General features: G+C 56.9%; 15 protein-coding genes. 12 read left to right on the top strand and 3 right to left on the bottom strand.

Going from position 1 to position 18,160, the window contains the following annotated elements:
• Positions 1-73 precede the first annotated feature (73 nt).
• The 4 genes from IEX40_RS09320 (at position 74) to IEX40_RS09305 (ending at position 2,320) form a co-directional block, all read left to right on the top strand.
• Positions 74-748, top strand: coding sequence for a DNA-binding protein (locus IEX40_RS09320; RefSeq protein ID WP_188747535.1), 675 nt, complete (start codon positions 74-76; stop codon positions 746-748).
• A 43-nt stretch (positions 749-791) separates the two neighbouring features.
• Positions 792-1,238, top strand: a complete 447-nt coding sequence (locus IEX40_RS09315) for a response regulator (protein WP_188747533.1) — start codon at positions 792-794, stop codon at positions 1,236-1,238.
• Between the two features lie 62 nt (positions 1,239-1,300).
• A complete protein-coding gene (locus IEX40_RS09310) occupies positions 1,301-1,972 on the top strand; it encodes a response regulator (protein WP_188747531.1) in 672 nt (223 codons plus the stop codon).
• Positions 1,973-2,026: 54 nt separating this feature from the next.
• The gene (locus IEX40_RS09305) at positions 2,027-2,320 is read left to right on the top strand and encodes a hypothetical protein (protein ID WP_188747529.1); all 294 of its coding nucleotides are present in this window, start codon (positions 2,027-2,029) and stop codon (positions 2,318-2,320) included.
• Between the two features lie 5 nt (positions 2,321-2,325).
• On the opposite strand, the gene IEX40_RS09300 is transcribed toward IEX40_RS09305, so the two are convergent.
• The 3 genes from IEX40_RS09300 to IEX40_RS09290 all read right to left on the bottom strand — a co-directional run bounded on the left by IEX40_RS09300 (position 2,326) and on the right by IEX40_RS09290 (position 8,842).
• Positions 2,326-5,367: a GGDEF and EAL domain-containing protein gene (locus IEX40_RS09300; RefSeq protein ID WP_188747527.1), complete on the bottom strand. Its 3,042-nt coding sequence runs from the start codon at positions 5,365-5,367 to the stop codon at positions 2,326-2,328.
• Complete coding sequence (locus IEX40_RS09295; protein ID WP_188747525.1) at positions 5,364-6,500, bottom strand: substrate-binding domain-containing protein; 1,137 nt, start codon at positions 6,498-6,500, stop codon at positions 5,364-5,366. The genes IEX40_RS09300 and IEX40_RS09295 overlap by 4 nt, the downstream gene beginning before the upstream one ends.
• A 398-nt stretch (positions 6,501-6,898) precedes the next feature.
• Positions 6,899-8,842: an FAD-dependent monooxygenase gene (locus IEX40_RS09290; protein WP_188747523.1), complete on the bottom strand. Its 1,944-nt coding sequence runs from the start codon at positions 8,840-8,842 to the stop codon at positions 6,899-6,901.
• A 109-nt stretch (positions 8,843-8,951) separates the two neighbouring features.
• On the opposite strand from IEX40_RS09290, the gene IEX40_RS09285 reads away from it, so the two are divergent.
• The 8 genes from IEX40_RS09285 (at position 8,952) to IEX40_RS09245 (ending at position 18,158) form a co-directional block, all read left to right on the top strand.
• Positions 8,952-9,890, top strand: coding sequence for a LysR family transcriptional regulator (locus IEX40_RS09285; RefSeq protein WP_188747521.1), 939 nt, complete (start codon positions 8,952-8,954; stop codon positions 9,888-9,890).
• Positions 9,891-9,971: 81 nt separating this feature from the next.
• Positions 9,972-10,331, top strand: a complete 360-nt coding sequence (locus IEX40_RS09280; protein ID WP_188747520.1) for a hypothetical protein — start codon at positions 9,972-9,974, stop codon at positions 10,329-10,331.
• A 69-nt stretch (positions 10,332-10,400) separates the two neighbouring features.
• Entirely contained in the window at positions 10,401-10,991 is a 591-nt protein-coding gene (locus tag IEX40_RS09275) for a c-type cytochrome (protein ID WP_188747518.1), read from the top strand.
• Between the two features lie 4 nt (positions 10,992-10,995).
• Positions 10,996-11,886 carry a c-type cytochrome gene (locus IEX40_RS09270; protein WP_188747516.1) on the top strand — a complete coding sequence of 297 codons (891 nt, stop codon included), beginning with the start codon at positions 10,996-10,998 and terminating at the stop codon, positions 11,884-11,886.
• Positions 11,887-12,303: 417 nt separating this feature from the next.
• Complete coding sequence (locus IEX40_RS09265) at positions 12,304-13,107, top strand: DsbA family protein (protein WP_188747514.1); 804 nt, start codon at positions 12,304-12,306, stop codon at positions 13,105-13,107.
• On the top strand, positions 13,104-14,492 hold the full coding sequence (locus IEX40_RS09260; protein ID WP_188747513.1) for a multicopper oxidase family protein: 1,389 nt from the start codon (positions 13,104-13,106) through the stop codon (positions 14,490-14,492). Before IEX40_RS09265 ends, IEX40_RS09260 begins: the two co-directional genes overlap by 4 nt.
• 750 nt (positions 14,493-15,242) lie before the next feature.
• Positions 15,243-16,565 carry a TolC family protein gene (locus tag IEX40_RS09250; protein ID WP_188747509.1) on the top strand — a complete coding sequence of 441 codons (1,323 nt, stop codon included), beginning with the start codon at positions 15,243-15,245 and terminating at the stop codon, positions 16,563-16,565.
• Positions 16,566-18,158 carry an efflux RND transporter periplasmic adaptor subunit gene (locus IEX40_RS09245; RefSeq protein ID WP_188747507.1) on the top strand — a complete coding sequence of 531 codons (1,593 nt, stop codon included), beginning with the start codon at positions 16,566-16,568 and terminating at the stop codon, positions 18,156-18,158.
• Positions 18,159-18,160 lie beyond the last annotated feature (2 nt).

Genomic DNA, 18,160 nt, shown 5'->3' with positions numbered 1-18,160 from the left:
AAGGCTGGTTGGGGACCGCAAACATGCTAATATCGATGTTCGATACATATCAAACAGTACATATGGTGTATTTATGACACAGAACAGCAGTACCAGGGTGCGCGTATTCGAAGCCGCTGACCTGCTGCTCGAGCAGGGTATTCGCCCTACTCAGCAGGCTGTTCGCGAACAGATCGGCAGCGGCAGCCTTACCACCATCAACAAGGCGCTCAATGACTGGTGGCGAACGCTGGGTGAGCGCATTACCCGGCAACAGCAGCACCCTGAGCTGCCTGAGCCTGTGCTGAATATTGCCAACCAGTTGTGGGACAGGGCTCTGGCCTACGCCGAAAACCGGTTTGAGGAGCAGCGCCAGCAGCTTAAGCGCAGCGAAATGGAACTGCGCAATCAGGTTGCTCTTAGTGAGCAGGGCGGTCACCAGGCGATGCAGGAGCTGCAGAGCCAAAACGGCCGCTTGCTGGCACGCTGCGAAAAACTGGCCGATGAGAAGTACGAGCTGGAGCAGAAATTGCTTAAGGCTGATGAGCAGCAGTTCAGGCTCAAGACCGATATCGACGAACTGAATCGCAAGTTGCGCCAGCAGGAGCTGATCGCCACCGGCAGTCAGGGCGGAGGTGAGGCGCTTATCGAGGCCAGGGTACGGCTCAGCATACAGGAGGAGGAGCTGATGCGCCTGCGATCACGTAACGATGAGCTGAATCGCGAAAATGCCATGTTGCGCCAGCAGCTTCAAAAGCAGGCTGGCTAATTAACCAATTTCTCGAGCTATTATATGTATCGGATTGATTAATATGGAATATCAGATCGATATAAACAGCGAGCGTGATGAGATCGTCAAGCTTATCAATAGTGCGGTCAGTGGTGATACCATCTGCTGTAAACGCGAGTCTCAGTTCGAAATCTGCAAAAGCGTGCTGGTAGAGGCAAAGCTTGCGGGGATCACGATCTGCTTGCTGGACCAGGATGACTACGTCATACGCCAAACCTCCAGTAAAAAAAGGGCGCAGGTTAATGGTCCCAGGCTCACCGACAGGCAACTCGTGGTGATCAAGGCGCTTGAAAAAGTGCTCGCCCACTGTAAAAAAGAGGGTATCGCCCTTATCGGCTACAGTGACGAGCTGGTTGCTTTACCCGCTAATGTTGCGCTCAGTGATCTGGCATCGGCCTATGCTGTGGAGGTGGATTCTTCGGCCTGCTATCGAGGAGCGGAAGGTATTGATTCATCCATCCTGCCATAAATAGAATTCAAGCTGATTCGAAAATTGGCTAGGAACCGCCTTTAGGCTGTGAGGCTTTGCATATGGATAGCTCGATTCGCGTATTGCTGGTAGATGATCACTCGATTGTTCGGTATGGATACCAGCAGCTTCTGTCACAAAATCCGGCTATCGAAGTGGTCGCAGAGGCGGAGAACTGTGCCGAGGCACTAAGCTGCTATCGGAAGCTGACTCCGGACGTGGTTATTCTCGACCTGTCCATGCCGATGGACAGCGAGTCGGAGGAGGTGCAGTCGACGGCAGGCGGGCTGGAGGCGATTCGCCGCATTCGCAGCTACGACAACAGCGCGCGCATACTTGTGGTTTCCGGTCTCGACAGCAATCCCTATCCCCAGCGAGCGGTTCAGGCCGGTGTACTGGGTTACGTTACCAAGCGTAATGCTTCTTCAGAGCTTAAGCAGGCGGTCGAGAATATCGCGCGAGGCAAAAGCTATTACTCGAAATCTATTGCCCACCTTGTTGATAGTAAAGAAGAACTTTATGAAGACAATCAGCTGTCACAGTTGACAAGCCGGGAGCTTGAGATTTTCTCGATGATCGCCGAAGGCCATTCGGTAAACCATGTGGCTGAAGTGATGCACTTAAGTCCTAAGACTATCCATGCCCATCGTGCCAATTTGATGCGCAAGCTCGGAATAAGCTCCAACTCGGATATCATCCATATCGCCATGCGCGCTGGAATTCTGCAGACCTGATCCAGGACGTGCTAACGTCTAATTATACAAGCCAGTGTTGAAGCGGGAGATATTATGCCAAATACTCCGGTGCCGCCTTCGCAGGATCAGCAGCTCAACGACTCGCTGGCGCTATGGCAGTTGCTTGAGCTTGGTGATCTGGTGCAGGTCGAAGCGAACCTGTTGTCGGATGAGGGCAGTCCCCAGTTAAGGTCAAACCGGTACTACGAGGTCATCGGAAAATCAGACGGTAGCAACGGCCACTACAGCCTATACGTCCAGTCTGACCTGACCGACGAAGTGGTCGAGGTGTTTGCCGGATTTGTACTGGACTATCAGAAAGCCTCCACACCGCCTCATCACGCTTGACCTGCCTAGGGCGCAATAAGCGACGGTCTTGATAGTCTGCGCAGCTGATCGGTGCTTCCTGGACGGCCCAGCAGGAATCCCTGAATCTCATCGCAGTGGAGCTCACGCAGGAACTGTAACTGTTCGGCAGTCTCCACGCCCTCTGCCACGACCCGCAAACGCAGGTTGTGAGACATGCTGATGATCGCCCTTACCAGGTTTTCGTCATCCACATCGCCCGGCACATCATGGATAAACGAGTGATCGATCTTGACGGTATTGACCGGAAGCTTTTTCAGATACATCAATGAGGAGTAGCCCGTTCCAAAGTCGTCGACAGCGAGGCGAACGCCCAGCTCGCGAATCTGGGTCAGGATGGGGATGAACTGCTCGATATTCTCCATCACGTAGGTTTCGGTGATTTCAAACTCCAGAAGCCGGGGAGGGAGGTCATACCGGCTCAGGGCATCGTGGATATCCCTGAGCAGGTCACGGTCCCGCAACTGACGTGGAGAGAGATTGACTGAAATAAGAATTTCATAGCCATCCCTATACAGCGCGGCTGCCTCGCAGCAGGCTTCATTCAGCACGAAACGGCCGATTTCGACGATCAGCTCGCTCTCCTCGGCGATGGGAATAAACTCGCCGGGTGATATCACGCCCTGCTTGGGATGGTTCCAACGCACCAGCGCTTCCGCAGCAAGCACCTGTTTGGCGCAAATGTCGAACCGCGGCTGGTATTGGAGAAAGAGCTGAGCGCCGGCTATCGCCTCCCGCAGCCCCTCTTCCAGCAGGTGGCGCCGCTGGTGACGGGCATTGATGTCGGGGTCGAAGAAGTAGACAGCGTTTCGGCCGTTCATTTTAGCTTCGTACATGGCGAGATCTGCATTGTTGAGCAAGGTCTCCGAGTTCTTGCCGCTTTCGACGCCCAGCGCAATACCGATACTTGCCGAACTGAAGCAGTGGGTACTGTCCAGTTCATAGGGCTCGTGCAATACGTGCAAAATACGTTTCGCAATTCTTTCGGCCTGGGCGCGATCACCGACCTCGGCAAGGATAACCGTAAACTCGTCGCCACCAAGGCGTGCCACGGTGTCCTTGGCCTGGACACAGGTGCGAAGCCGATCCGCTACCTGACGCAGTAGCGCATCCCCCTGCGAATGGCCATGGGTATCGTTGATTACCTTGAAGTTGTCGATATCGATAAACAATATGGCTGTATGGTTGGGCGAGTGCGCTAACTGTTTGTCGAGACGTTGATAGAACTGACTGCGGTTGGGCAGTCCGGTTAGTGCGTCATAGAGCGCAAGCTGCTCCAGTTTGCGCTCCGCCATTTTCAAATTGCTGATGTCACTAAACAGAATGGCAGAGCGCTTTACGCCATCGGTGTTTGGCAGGTGACTAATCGAAACCAGCACGGGAAGCGACTCACCATCGGCCCGGCTCAGTGCGCACTCTCCCTGCCAGGCGTCACGGCCATACAGATGGTCCCTGACTTGTGGATGGGCGAACATGAATCTGTCCAATACCGCCTGGCTGCCTTGCTCGTCCGATCCACACATCGCTTGGAAGGCTCGGTTGGCTGTTAACACTCCTTTCCGCTCATCCAGCACAATGATCGCTTCCTTGGTTGCGGCGACAACCTGGTGTGCAAGGTCCAGCTCCTGTTGAACCCTCTTCATGGCTGTTATGTCGGCGGCGATGCAACCGATCGAAGTAGCTTCGCCGTAGTCATCGAAGATCGGGAATTTGCTAACCAGGAAGGTTTTTGACTCGGATCCTTCGCCGAAAATCGATTCAAACTGCAGAGGCTGGCCACTTTCGAGTACTTGCATATCGGTTTCCTGAGCACGCCGCAGTACTTCGCCAGCCAGCAGATCTTCATCCAGGGCGCCTAGAACCTTAGTGGCCGGCACGGCCAGAGTGTCTGCGAACTGCTTGCTGACCAACTGATAACGTCGATCCAGCCCTTTTATGAAGATCACGTCCGGTGCGTTATCTACGATGCTCGACAGCAGCTTGTCCCGCTCCCGGATGCGTAAAAGCATCCGTTCGACTGCACTGCCCACACGGGCGAACTCTTGGAACTGAGCGCCGGTAAAAGGCCGTGGAGTGCCGGTTTCCGGCACCTGTTCCGCATACAGGGTCAGGTGAGAAAGGGCGCCACGCGTCAACTTGCGGATTGCAAGCATGGTCAGAACCCCCAATATTGCGACCAGCAACAGTGCGTATGAAAGGTGCGAGACATAGGCTTGCTGGAGATCCCGGTATGCGTTGTTGGGCAGCACAGAGCGAACGTTGTAATTCTTGCTTTGGTCAATCTGGAAGCGGTGCTCTCTGACTATGCTGTCGCCTCTCATATTCAGCCCATCGCTCAAAGGCGCATGGCTTTTCTCGTCCATCTTCATGTCCGAGTTGTAAACCAGCTTGTCGAGGATGGTTGCCCCCTCTGAGAGATAGATCGCTTCAGACCCAAATAACTGCTGCAGCCGATTGATTATCCAGAAGTTGTCATTGAGCAGAACGAAGCAGTGCAACAGGCCAACCACTTCACCATCCTCCTCGCTGGTAACAGGCAGGCTCAGGCGCAGAAGGGCGTAATCTGTGGCGTCAACTCTTGCGTCCAAGCTGCTCCAGACGCCGGGTGCCACATAGCGTTCGCTGAGTTGTTCGAGCGGGAGTGACAGGCTCAGCAAGCTGGCGCTTGAGCCTACATACTTGTCCCCGGCACTGTTCTCAACCACGAGTGCATCGACCTGTTGCCCACCATTGCTGGCCAAGAACCGATCGATAATATGGGACACCTGTTCGAAATCATCTCGCTGCAATGCTGTCTTCAAGCTGGTTATTCTGCTTAGCTCGCCGATAATCTGTTCGATGTAACTGAACTGGGACTGCAGCAAGCCGTTAAGTGCCCGTTGATCGCGTTCATAACCCAACCGGATCTCATGTTGCAGTGCGCGCTCGGAGCCCAGGTAGGCCGGCGCGACTAACGTGGCGGCCGCTGCGGCTAAAAGCAGCAATACGAGCGACAGTATTGAGGTGGAAAAGCGCATGTTGAAGGTCATTGCGCCATTACCTCGACACCGCTTAGGCGAAATGCCCGCTGGATCAGCTGTTCGAGTTGGTCCTCCGGTATATCTGCCGGCAACAGTTTGATCTCGCCGGCAAAAATCTGCGGAACCCGATTGGGTTGCTGCAGAAGGTCAAGCTTGATCGCCTCTGCCATGGCGATTCCGTTGTCATCGTTAATCCGCATAACAGTGACATCCAGCTCGCTTTGCTGCAGGGCTTGCAGTTCTGCGGCGCCTCCACCCCAGCCGTTAAGCAGCACATCGAGGCGGTTCTTTTCACGAAGGGCGCGAAGGGCGCCCAGGGCCACGTCGGTGGAGCAGGCAAATATCATCTTGAGATCAGGGTGTTGTTCGAGCGTTTTGAGTGTTGCTCGATAGGCGCGCTCCAGGTTGCCGTCGGTGTAATAGGCGCCGACCTGCTGGACATCCGCGTACTTGGCCGCCTCAGAGGCAAAAGTATCGCCTCGCATCTGGCTGACATAACCGGGTGAAAAGTAGAGCAGCAGGTATTTGCCGCGATAGTCGATCTTATTAAGCATCCATTCCGCCATCAGCTGGGTGCCCTGAGCATGATCGAAACCCACATACAGAAACGGCTGATGAGACTGCCACCTAGCCAGAGGGGTTGTGATGTTCTGGAGAATCAGTTTCGGTTTACCCTGAGCCAGCAATCGCTCGACCATCCTGCCTTGTGGGGCAACATCAAGAGTGAACGCCAGATAGTCCGGCTGCCACTCCAGTGCTCTCGCCAGCTGCTGACTTTGCAGCGCCGTATCCACAGAGGGGTGGGAGAAAAAGGACCTCAATTCGAACGGAATGTTGAGGCTGCGCAGACGTCGCTCCAATGAGGTCTGGCTTCGACGCCAGTAGTCCGACGCCTGAATGCCGGGGTAGACCAGTGCAATCTTGATCGTTGATAAACCACTATCTTCGACTGGCTGAGCGGATTTGCGAACCAGATCCGCAAATTGACTGGCGGTCCGCATTTGATCCGGATTCTGTTCCAGGAAGCTGTCGAGGCGTATGTAATCCGGTGTCGCATACGCCTGGGGTATGGTCACAGCGGCAAGAGCCGCAGCCCCGAGCAGCAAATGGCAGAAACGACGAAGGGTATGAATGGAAGGCATAGCCGAAAGCTCCCTTTAATCGGTTGTTCATCCATATGTGGAGGCTATTTCCTCGCAGTAAGCATAGTGCAGATATCGGCACATCGAACTTTTCCCAGCAGCCTGCACTGTGCCGGTCACGAGACCGGCTGAAAGCTTCCCATGGCGTCTGGTTTATATCAATTATAGGCTTTTGATTTTATTGCGGTATTTATCGGAACAGGATTTGTATCAAATTACTTGGTTGTCGTCGGCTTTTATGGGGAGTTCTGAACAATTGGCAGCTGAACATCTATATATCAACGCCAAGGAGTCTGAGAGATGTTGGAGTGGAGTTGGGAATATTGAGGGAAGGGGGCCAGACCTGCCCAACACTCAGGAGACAGTGACCTGAGTATCGGGCGGGGGCTTCGATGGGTTTATACCGCTACCAGCACCTGATTGAAGAAAGCTGAGAGGCCGGCATGGTCATTTAGTGGCAGAACTTCGGCGACGTACTGATCGGGACGAACAATGACGATACAACCCTGTTCCTTGTTGATGCCGCGCATGTCGTAGATGTTTTTGCCGCCCCCCGAAGATTCCGGGCGGTTGTCGACGCAGAACACCTTCTCATAGTCACGCAGGCCATACCTGCCTTTCTCTGGCGTCAGCGTCGGGTGCAGCGAGGCGCGCTCGATTGACTGGTGATGCTGCTGAAATACTGCACGGAGATCGATGACAGAATCGGGATCGGCATCGTCGGGCGTGAACTGTTTCAGCGGGGAGTTGGCGTCATTGGCGAGGAACTCGCATAACGCCTTCACGCCGCACCGCGCAGACATCGGCTCCTGGTTGCCGGCGAAAGCGTACACGCGATATGCGCCATCCGCGGTGTGGCAGTGGCCCAACTGAACCGGTTTGGCATCACCATGGCGGACCACCGGTGCTGAGTGGAAACGTTTGCCTACGGTCAGGCCTGTCGCCAGATCCTGGTTCTGACCCTTGCCGACCATGAGCGACGGGCGATACTGGATCGATACGCCGGCGGTGTACTCGCCGAACAGCTGAAAATAGCGCTGGAACTCGGCCGGATCGACGCCGTCCGGATTCTCCGCAGACTTTGGCTTGGCGCTGAACATGCGGGAGAACTCACGGTCGAAGTCGATCAGCGCCTGGCCGTATTCACGACGTTCGTCGGAATAGGTTTTCAGGATCTTCTCATCCGCGCGGCCGATCAGAACATGTGCCAGTTTCCAACCCAGGTTCCAGGTATCCATTACCGAGGTGTTCAAGCCCTGTCCAGCTTTTGGACTGTGGGTGTGGCAGGCGTCACCGGCGAGAAATACGCGGGCCGCACGCTCTTCGGTAGAATCGTCGAACGCGGTAGTGATGCGCTGACCGATCTCATACACGCTCCACCAGGCGACCTCTTTTACGTCAACGCTGTAGGGCTGCATGATACGGTTGGCGGCAGCGATCAGGATGTCCGGCGTCATCTGATCGCGCGCAACACGCTCGTTTTCCTTCAGCTTGTCCAGTTCGATGTACAGACGCACCATGTAACCGCCCTCACGCGGGATGATCAGCATGTTGCCTTCGTTGTTGGAGTGGATCAGACATTTCAGCCGGATGTCCGGGAAGTCTGTGTTCAGCAGGACATCCATTACGCCCCAGGCCTGGTTCAGGGGTTCACCCACCAGCTCCTTGCCGATGGCGGCACGAACGCTTGAGCGGGCGCCGTCACAGCCGATCACGTATTTGGCTTTGACGGTTTCAATCTCCTGGGTGTACTGGGAGAAGTTCACCATGCGCTCCAGCTTTACGGTAACAGGGTACTCATTTGAAGAGCCGCAGCTGGGATCCACTTCCAGCCCCAGCAGCTTGCGCTGATAGTGCGGCTCCAGCTTGATTGGGGACTGCTTCATGACCTTGAGGAACTCGTCGTGCACGCGCGCCTGGTTGATGATCAGGTGGGGCATCTCGGAAAGGTCGTCCGCCACGTCCGGAACCTTACTGGAACGGGCGATCTGGTTTGGCTTCTCGGTGTCCGGCTTCCAGAAAGAGGCTTCGTTTACCTGATAGGCTTCCTGAATGATCTGGTCGGCAAAGCCGTATGCCTGGAACATCTCAATGGTGCGGCAGGCGATACCGTCAGCCTGACCCACCAGAAGACGGTCATCCTTCTGGTCCACAATCGCTACAGAGATAGTGCCGAACTGGGAAAGCTGGGCTGCCATATTGAGGCCTGCAGGCCCGCAGCCAACGATTAGTACATCGACCTCTTTAGGAAGAGGCCGTTTCACCGGAGGCGGTACGACAGCGTCCTGCGGATCGCTGAAACGGGGGTCGCCAGGATGAAAGCCATTGAGATGAAACTGCATGTTGGGGGCCCTCTGCTCTCTAGTAATGTTCTTGTAGTACCAACTCTAGCTAAATTCCTGATATGGGTAATAATTGGTTTTTGCTTTAAGACTAAAAGAATATGCATATATGAATCCCAACTCGTTGAAGCAATTGGCCATCGTCGTAAAACAGGGCTCATTAAGCCGAGCCTGCGAGCAGCTGTTTATTACTCAACCCACGCTGACGCGTGCGATCCAGCAGATCGAAGCCAAGGTCGGCGCACCGGTGCTGACCCGCACGCGTTACGGCGTCGCGCCCACCGCTATAGGGGCGCGCCTGGCTCAGATCGGCGAACGCATATTGGCCGAGTCGGAACACGGTGAGGAGGTGATCCGACAGTGGCATAGCGGCTACCAGAGCGAGTTTACGCTCGGCATCGACCCGCTTTGGGAATTCGCCACCTTCCGGGAAATGACCGAACACCTGCTGCGCGAGAAGCATCACGTCTTCCATCTGCGCACCGGGTCTGCAGCGCTACAGATTCAACTGTTGCAAGAGGGGAAACTGGACTTTCTGTTGGCACCGGCCCACTTGACCGTTTCCCAGAGCTCACTGCAGCGAGAGTTGCTGTTTCGGGACCGCTCAGGCGTATTTGTCGGCCGAAATTCGGCGCTGGTTGGTTCAAAGCAGCCGGTATCGCTCGAGGTGCTCGCTCAACAGAACTGGATGATCGCCGGTGCCAGCGCTGGTTTTCTGGATGGCCAGGGTGAACTAGCCGGTCCACAGGCCGCCCGTATGGCCTTCACCGGCAGTATCCGCTCCGTACTTCATCTGCTCAATACATCCAGCTTGCTGGTGCGCTTGCCGGCGCGACTGGCGCTGTTGACCGGTGAGATAGCACCTGAGCAGTTAATCGAAGTAGAGGGCAAACCCGGACCTCGCCGGGATATTGCACTCTGGTCGCGCAGCGAAGATGACGAGCGCCCAGAAAAATTCAGGGTGAGGGAGCTGGTTAGTGAGCTGGTGAAACGCCTGGATCGGGTGTCCGATACTTTTGGGTTGGACCTATCGTCGACCAATAAATAGACGAATTCAGCAAGCTCCTTCTGTTGAAATGCTTGCAGTGCCTCCCTACAATCGGAGCAACTCTACGCATACTGGGTGCCCATGACTCGACTGACTCGCACATTGCAGGCTTTTCTGCTGGTACTGCTGTTCGGCGTACAGTCTCTGTCGGCGATAGGTGGATCACTCTCCGCCGACGATGCGACCTGGAAGCATTGGCAGTTTCATACCGAGCATGGTGCACATTTTCACGCGCCATCCGATGCCATTGACCAGGCCGACGATCACAAGCGTTTCGAAAACGATCTTCACGCGGATATCAGCCATACCGGCACAAGCGGTCTGGTATTTACGTTGCCCCTGACGGACAGCGTTAAGCCCCCATCAAGACAACCTTTCCATATTCCACAAAGCCACGACGCTCCGCACTTGGGGCTCGATACACCGCCCCCTATCGTCTGATCCCGACCGCTATGGAACATCGCGGGTTTTTTTCCCGCTGGATTGCTAATCGAATTTAAGGGGTTTTACATGAAAACAACACTGGTTATGGGTGCAGCTCTGACGCTCTCAATCTCTATGGCTTCAGGCGTCGTCATGGCACATGGTGGTGCGTCCGGTATCGTCAAGGAGCGCATGGAACTGATGAAAGAGATGAAGTCATCAATGAAGACGATGTCAGCCATGTTCAGCGGCAAGGCGGAATACGATGCATCGGCGGTCAAAGAGGCGGCACAGGTCATCGAGCATTATTCAGGGGACGCAATGACGAAACTGTTCCCGGAGGGCAGCGCGCACGGGCCGAGCGAGGCGAAACCGGAGATCTGGCAGGAGTGGGATCGCTTCCAGTCACTGGCGGATCAACTGAAGCGCTACACCAGCGCACTGGAGAAAGCCGCCGATAACGGTATGGCATCCTCCGGTAGCGCCGCGAGCACGATGATGGGGAGCGGCGCTATGATGGGCCACAGCACCATGATGGGAACCGGGACAATGGGCAATATGATGGGCGATCAGGGCCCCTCTGAAGAGCATCTGGCCGAAATGCCCGCCGACATGGTGTTCCAGATGGTGACCGACACCTGCTCCGCCTGTCATACCCGGTACCGTGTCGAGGAGTGAGGCCATGCGACGAATGATGCTTAGGCTCTTCATTCTGCTTGGCGTGGTGGCGATTGGCTGGGGTGGTGTCGCAATGACCAACACTGGACCGACATCACCCGGGTTGGCCAAGTTGGAGGGTAATGTGGCGCGCGGAGCATATCTGGCTCGCGCCTCCGGCTGTATCGCCTGTCATACCAACATGGAAGCCGGCGGTAATCCACTGGCGGGCGGGGCTCCACTGGAGACCCGGTATGGCACCTTTTACGCGCCCAACCTGACCGCCGACGAAAATCATGGCATCGGTGCCTGGTCGATAGAGGACTTTGCCCGGGCCGTCAGGGAAGGGGAGTCGCCCAATGGGGACCCATACTACCCGGCGTTTCCCTATCGCTTCTATACCCGCTTCAGCGATCAGGAAATTGCCGATCTCTGGGCCGCGTTCCGCACCGTTCCTGCCGTAGAGCAACCGTCGAAAGAGCAGGAGTTAAGCTTCCCGTTCAACTTCCGCGCGGCTCTTCATCTGTGGCAAGGGCTCTATTTTGAGCCCCAACGGTTTAAGCCTGAGCAGGACAGGGGAGAACTCTACAACCGAGGGGCCTTCCTGGTCGAGGCGGCCGGCCATTGCGCTGCCTGCCACACGCCGCGTAACTTGCTTGGCGCGTTGGACGAAGATCAGCAGTGGACCGGTGCCGATGGGCTGCCGGGCGGAGGGGCCTCGCCTGCGATTCACGCCGATGCACTCAAGCAACGTGGCTGGAACGTACAGGATCTGGCTTATGCCCTGCGATCCGGGATTACACCGGATGGGGATGTGCTGGGAGCCTCGATGGGCGAGGTCATCCAGCAGGGAACGGCATTCCTGAGTGATGAAGATCGTCGTGCCATTGCCACATACCTGCTTTCAGAACGCTGAATTGGCTGGCCAAACCGGAACCATTGATTCACACTTCAGGCAATGAAAACGCTACTTGCCACCCTGACTGTACTGCTCCTGCTGATATCTGTATCGGCAGGGGCCCCCGTTCTGCCACATAGCGGGACAGGCGCGCATGCAGATGCGGCAATGACGAATACCCACGCATGCTGTAGTCAGCAGGTGACCAAGTGCTCCCGTACCTGTGCCGCCCAGTTGCCCATCCTGGCGTCTGAGCAGCAGACAGGGTGGCGATTGCGGTTCCTGATACCGGCCGGATATGCTGTTCCGGCCACTCAGCCCGGTTTTACCACCCTGCCTACGCCACCTCCGCGCGCCTGAGCGTTCCGTTTCAAAATCATTGAAAGGAAACACAGCCGGTTTCGACCGGAGGCTTGATATTGCGTGGAGAGTCCCATGAAAACAGCATCCATCCCTCTACTGATGCTCACCCTGTTGACGTCACTATGGAGCTTGAGCGGACAGGCTCAGGAGAACGACGAAGCACTCGATAAGCTGATCGACAGCAAAATCGAGGCCTATATCAATAGCGAGGCGTTTGATAAGCGTGTCGAACAGTCAATCATTCGATTCATCGAGGAGCAGAACCAGGCACGGGCGGAGCAGGAACGGAAGTCGCGACAGGCGAAGGTAGCGAACGTGGCTCCGGTCAGCCCGGAAACCGACTATATCCGCGGCAATCCTGATGCGGCATTTACATTGATCGAATACTCAGATTACGAATGCCCCTACTGCAAACGCTTCCACCTTACCGCTAAAGAATTCGTGGAGAAGCATCCGGATGTGAACTGGGTGTACCGCCACTTCCCGCTGAACTTCCATAACCCCGGCGCGCAGAAAGAGGCGGAAGCCGCCGAGTGCGCCGGATCTTTGGGTGGGAGTGATGCTTTCTGGCGCTATACCGATCTGATTTTCGAGCGTACACGTTCCAACGGTAAGGGGTTCCCCATAGCGAATCTGGGCCCGCTGGCTGAGGAGATCGGTCTTGACCGTCAGGCATTCGATACCTGTATGGAGGAGGAGCGCTTCAAGGATAAGGTGCTTGCCCAGACCCAAAACGGGTTGGAGTCAGGCGTTAGTGGTACACCGGGTAACTTCCTGCGTCATAACGCCAGCGGCGAGGCGCTGCCGATAGGCGGTGCACAACCCTTGATTCGCCTTGAGGGGATGCTGCAGAAAATGAAGGATGCACTCCAATGACTTTGAGCCGTCGCGATTTCTTATGGTTGACGGCTGCAGGACTGGTGGCCGCACCGACGCTGGCCAACGGATCGATCAAACCGGATGCCCGCCGTCTGAACCTGGTTCTACAGCCGGAACAGCGCCATTGGTTCGCCCCATTGGGCGAGCCGGTCGCCCTTTGGAGCTTTGATCGCGATGTATTGCGACTGCGCCAGGGCGAGGCGGTGGAGATCGAGGTTGAAAACCGCCTACCGAACCCGTCCAGCGTGCACTGGCACGGTCTTAGGATCGACAATGCCATGGACGGAGTCAGTGGGCTGACCCAGGATCCGATCCCCCCTGGCGGGCGTTTCCTCTACCGGTTTACGCCTCAGGACGCCGGTACCTTCTGGGCGCACTCCCATCACCAGACCTATGAGCAGCTGGCGCGTGGCTTGTATATGCCGCTGATCGTAGAGGAGCAGCAGCCCGCCGATGTGGACAGGGAACTGACGCTTGCGCTCGACGACTGGCGGTTAAATGAGGCACGGCAGCTTGACACTCACAGTCTTGGCGACATGCACGACTGGGCCCATGGTGGCCGTACCGGCAACCTGCTGACGGCTAACCGGCAACTCAAGCCTCAGCTGCAGGTCAGAGCGGGGGAGAGAGTCAGGCTGCGTCTACTTAATGCCGCCAATGCCCGCATCATGCTGGTCAACCTTCCCAATCTGCCTTGCTGGATCTGGGCTAAGGATGGTCAACCGTTGGCTGTGCCAGAAGTGCTGACAACTTCGTTAATACTGGCTCCGGCAGAGCGCTATGACCTGGTGCTCGATATTCCGGATGAGGCAACAGGAGTGCTGCCGATTCAGCTGGAAAGCGATCAGGCCCCTGTCGATCTCGCCTATTTGCGCGTGGACGACAGGGCCGAACGGCGCTTTAGCGGCGTGCCAAACGCTCTGCCCGCCAACCATCTGCCGGTTATTGGTGCGGAAAAGCCGGCCCACCGGGTGCAACTGGATATGACCGGTGGCGCTATGGGTTCCCTGCGTCAGGCGGTATACCAGGGGGAGACGCTTGGTGTGCGTGAACTGGTGCAGAGGAAGCAGATTTGGGCCTTTAATGGCGTCGCCAACTTGCCCGATCAGCCGCTTTTGGAAGCGCGTAGCGGTGAATTGATCGAGATAGAGTTGCTCAACAACACCCGCTGGCCGCACAGCATGCATCTGCATGGGCACCATTTCCAGGCCGACCTGGCGCGTTACGCCAAGGGGATCTGGCACGACACCCTGGTGATGGCGGCAGGTGAGGGAACGCGTATTCGTTTCCGTGCGGACAAGCCAGGCAGCTGGTTGCTCCATTGCCATATGATCGAACATCAGGCGGCGGGGATGGTCAGCTGGATCCGGGTTCTGGCTTGAGGTTATGGATGTAACCGATTTCACTCAACCGAGTGTGAACACCAGCCCCGGCCCGATGCGGGGGCCCGCGGGCTGGTGAAAAAGACGATTCTGACGGCTGAATTACATTTTTGTAAGGTGAGCCGATTCCGCTAGCGGCGGCCACTGAAAGGCATTAGATTAGCGAGACGACTCAATGGATGGTTAATGCTCTCAATGCACAGTTTTCAATCCCAATCCGCCCTGCTGTTGATTATCGCTATGATAGTCCAACTGCTGGCGGTGACGGTCACCAACGCTCAAACCCTCGGCCCAGGCCCTGCAGTACATGCCATGCAGCACGGGTCGGCGGATCAGGGGAGTACTGCCGTGGACGTGTTGGGAGTAGTGTATGCCGATTCGGGTGCCCAGGGTTGCCTATCCGTGAAAGGTGATCCTGGCTCAACCGCGCAATACGTTACCGCCGATTGTGTGCAAGACAGCGGCTGTCTTCTGGAACACTGCAGTAGCGCCTACGCGCTGACCAAGGCCGTGCATCAACCTTCGCCTATCAGTGCGGCTTCACTCTGGCCGGGACTCGTTCCCAACCCCCGCGAGATTTCGGCGCCACCTCTGGGACCTCCTCCAAAAGTGGTCTGATCAGACTGACCTCAACCCGAAACTCTTAACCCTGGAGTAGCGGGAACTCTTTTAGCTTTAAGCGACGCAATGTTTTCGTAATTCGGCAAGGCCCGCCCTGGGGCGGTCTTGGCGTGTTGCTATGGAGTAACCATGTCTTACCTTTCTACCGCAACGATAAAAGGGGCGCGCGTGTTAGCGGCCAGCGGCCTGATCTTGACCTCCATGGTTCAGGCCCAGGAGCTGACACTGGAGCAGGCGGTCGCACGCGCCCTACAGGCCGATGCCTGGATGAGATCCAGTGAGCATAACGAAACCGCCCAACGCGCGATGGGCGATGCGGCGGGGCGCCTGCCTGACCCAAAGTTCAATGTCGCGCTGGCCAATCTGGCGACCGATACGTTCGACTTCAACCAGGAACCGATGACCCAACTGGTGATGGGCGTATCCCAGATGATCCCCCGTGGCGATACGCTGGCGCTGAATGCGTCACGTTTTGAGCAGCAGGCCGATATGCAGCCGCTACTGCGGGAGGAGCGTCGCGCGCGCGTGCGGCTGCAGGTCAGCCAACTCTGGCTGGATGCCTGGAGCGCGCAGCAAAGCCTGGCATTGATCGACAACAACCGGAACCTGTTCGAACAACTGGTGGATGTGGCCACCTCCAGCTATGTGTCGGCACTCGGTCGTACCCGCCAGCAGGATCTGGTCAGGGCGCAGCTGGAGCTGACCCAGCTAGACGATCGTCTTACCCGGCTGGGGCAACAGCGCGACACTGCGCTGGCGCGGCTCTCTGAGTGGCTGATGACGACCGACACCGATGGGGTCTCCGCAGCCCCGGCGTTGCCGCTGTCTGCTGCGATTCCCGAGATTGAACAGTATCGGAAACCGGCGGCCGACGAGATGAGCGGAGCCGGCGTATTTATCAACCATCCCAGCATCCGGCTGATCGACCGTCAGATCGATTTGGCACGGACCGATGTGGATCTGGCCGAACAGAAATACAAGCCTGAGTGGGGGCTGAATGCGAGCTACGGCTACCGCGGCGAGGACGCGATGGGAGCGGACCGTGCCGACCTGATGACGCTGGGCGTGAGCATCGATATGCCCCTGTTTTCCACTCACAGGCAGGACAGTGAGGTCAGGGCCGCCGGTTCCCGGGTGGAGGCGATCCGCACCGAGCGTCTACTCAAGCTACGCGAGATGTTGGCCAGCTACGACAACGCCAGTGCAGCACACCGGCGCATCGGACAGCGTCTGGCCTTGTATAACCAACAACTGCTTCCGCAGAGCCACGAAGCTGCAGAGGCGGCACTCAACGCCTACACCAGCGATAACGGCGACTTCGCCGAGGTGGTGCGGGCGCGCATAGTCGAACTCAATGCACAACTGGCGGTGATCGAGTTGAACGCGGAACAGCAGAAGCAGGTAGCGCAGATCAACTATCTGCTTACCCGCATCAGTAGTGAGGAACAGTAAATGACAAATGGAGTGTTTAAGCCCGCCGCACTGTTATTGGCCGGCATTGCATTAGGCGGCGGGGCTGTCTACCTGACTCTGGGCAGCCCCGAAGACGGCCCGACTGCCAGCGCTGAACCGCAGCCGTTGTACTGGGTGGCACCGATGGATCCCAACTACCGTCGTGACAAGCCTGGCAAGTCGCCGATGGGGATGGATCTGATCCCGGTTTACGAAGAGAGTGACGCCGGAGGACCCGATGAAGGCGCCGGTACCATCACTATCTCCCCCGAGGTGGTGAACAATCTGGGTGTGCGCACGGCTGCGGCGCGGCAGCAACCGTTGAACTTTGAGGTCGGTACCGTCGGCTACATTCAGTACAACCAGGACAATGTCGTTCATATCCATCCCCGAGTGGCCGGTTGGATCGAACGGTTACATGTAAAGACGTCTGGAGAGAGAGTAACTCGTGGTGCACCGCTCTACGATCTCTACTCGCCGGAACTGGTCAACGCGCAGGAGGAGTTGCTGTTCGGGCTGACTCGTGGCGATTCGCGCCTGACGGCAGCCGCAGAAACTCGTCTGCGCTCGCTCAACGTGTCCAACGGGACCATCGAGCGGATAAAGCGCGAACGGCGCGCACTGCAGACGGTGACCTTCTACGCGCCGGCTGACGGCGTGGTCGACGACTTTGCCGTACGTGCCGGGTTCTATGTCCAGCCTGGCATGACGCTGATGTCGATCGGTGACCTGGATGAGGTTTGGGTAGAGGCCGAGGTGTTTGAGCGCCAGGCCAGCCTTATAGAGCAGGGGCTGCCGGTGACCATGACCTTGGATTACCTGCCAGGACAAGAGTGGCGGGGACAGGTCGATTACGTTTACCCGACACTGGATCCGAAGACCCGCACGCTGCGCGTGCGACTGCGCTTTGCCAATCCGGACCATGCGCTAAAACCCAACATGTTCGCTGCAATCAGCATCCATAAGGTGAGTGATGAGCATCTGCTGAGTGTGCCTCGCGAGGCGGTGATCCGCGGCGGTCGCGGTGACCGGGTGGTGCTCGCGTTGGGTGAGGGCCGCTACAAGTCAGTAGCCGTGGTGACCGGAAGGGCGGATAACGAGCAGATCGAAATCCTAAACGGGCTTGCAGAAGGCGAGAGGGTTGTTACCTCGGCCCAATTCCTGCTTGATTCCGAATCGAGCAAGACATCCGATTTCAAACGGATGCACCTGGCGACCGCTGACACAGCGGGTGAAACCGAGGTGGATAATCCGACCAGTATCTGGGTTGAAGCCACTATCAACGCGGTGATGGCCGATGAGATGAAAATCAACGTCGATCATGCCTCGATTCCGGAGTGGGGCTGGCCCGATATGCGGATGGATTTCCCGCTCGCCGAGTGGGTGGATCTGAGCCAGCTGGCGCCCGGCTCACAGGCACAGATCGAGATCAGCCGTTTAGAGGGCGGCGGCTTCCAGATCAACGACGTGTATGTTACCGGCAAGGTGCCCACCGATGTCGAACCGAGCTCGGGGATGGAAGGCATGGACCACTCGACGATGGATCACTCCCAGATGTCGATGCCACCTGCACAGCCCGATGGTCAGCAGTAAGG

The sequence above is a fragment of the Marinobacterium zhoushanense genome (assembly GCF_014641945.1).
Classification (GTDB): Bacteria; Pseudomonadota; Gammaproteobacteria; order Pseudomonadales; family Balneatricaceae; genus Marinobacterium_D; species Marinobacterium_D zhoushanense.
Note: the sequence above shows the minus strand (reverse complement) of the source record. Positions and strands in the feature narration are given on the sequence as shown.

Excerpts from the sequence above, each read along its gene's own strand:
- IEX40_RS09285 (WP_188747521.1), top strand. The coding sequence starts at position 8,952 with ATGAATCCCAACTCGTTGAAGCAATTGGCCATCGTCGTAAAACAGGGC.
- IEX40_RS09245 (WP_188747507.1), top strand. The coding sequence starts at position 16,566 with ATGACAAATGGAGTGTTTAAGCCCGCCGCACTGTTATTGGCCGGCATT.
- IEX40_RS09275 (WP_188747518.1), top strand. The coding sequence starts at position 10,401 with ATGAAAACAACACTGGTTATGGGTGCAGCTCTGACGCTCTCAATCTCT.
- IEX40_RS09290 (WP_188747523.1), bottom strand. The coding sequence starts at position 8,842 with ATGCAGTTTCATCTCAATGGCTTTCATCCTGGCGACCCCCGTTTCAGC.
- IEX40_RS09295 (WP_188747525.1), bottom strand. The coding sequence starts at position 6,500 with ATGCCTTCCATTCATACCCTTCGTCGTTTCTGCCATTTGCTGCTCGGG.
- IEX40_RS09300 (WP_188747527.1), bottom strand. The coding sequence starts at position 5,367 with ATGACCTTCAACATGCGCTTTTCCACCTCAATACTGTCGCTCGTATTG.
- IEX40_RS09265 (WP_188747514.1), top strand. The coding sequence starts at position 12,304 with ATGAAAACAGCATCCATCCCTCTACTGATGCTCACCCTGTTGACGTCA.
- IEX40_RS09270 (WP_188747516.1), top strand. The coding sequence starts at position 10,996 with ATGCGACGAATGATGCTTAGGCTCTTCATTCTGCTTGGCGTGGTGGCG.
- IEX40_RS09280 (WP_188747520.1), top strand. The coding sequence starts at position 9,972 with ATGACTCGACTGACTCGCACATTGCAGGCTTTTCTGCTGGTACTGCTG.
- IEX40_RS09260 (WP_188747513.1), top strand. The coding sequence starts at position 13,104 with ATGACTTTGAGCCGTCGCGATTTCTTATGGTTGACGGCTGCAGGACTG.
- IEX40_RS09250 (WP_188747509.1), top strand. The coding sequence starts at position 15,243 with ATGTCTTACCTTTCTACCGCAACGATAAAAGGGGCGCGCGTGTTAGCG.
- IEX40_RS09320 (WP_188747535.1), top strand. The coding sequence starts at position 74 with ATGACACAGAACAGCAGTACCAGGGTGCGCGTATTCGAAGCCGCTGAC.
- IEX40_RS09310 (WP_188747531.1), top strand. The coding sequence starts at position 1,301 with ATGGATAGCTCGATTCGCGTATTGCTGGTAGATGATCACTCGATTGTT.
- IEX40_RS09305 (WP_188747529.1), top strand. The coding sequence starts at position 2,027 with ATGCCAAATACTCCGGTGCCGCCTTCGCAGGATCAGCAGCTCAACGAC.
- IEX40_RS09315 (WP_188747533.1), top strand. The coding sequence starts at position 792 with ATGGAATATCAGATCGATATAAACAGCGAGCGTGATGAGATCGTCAAG.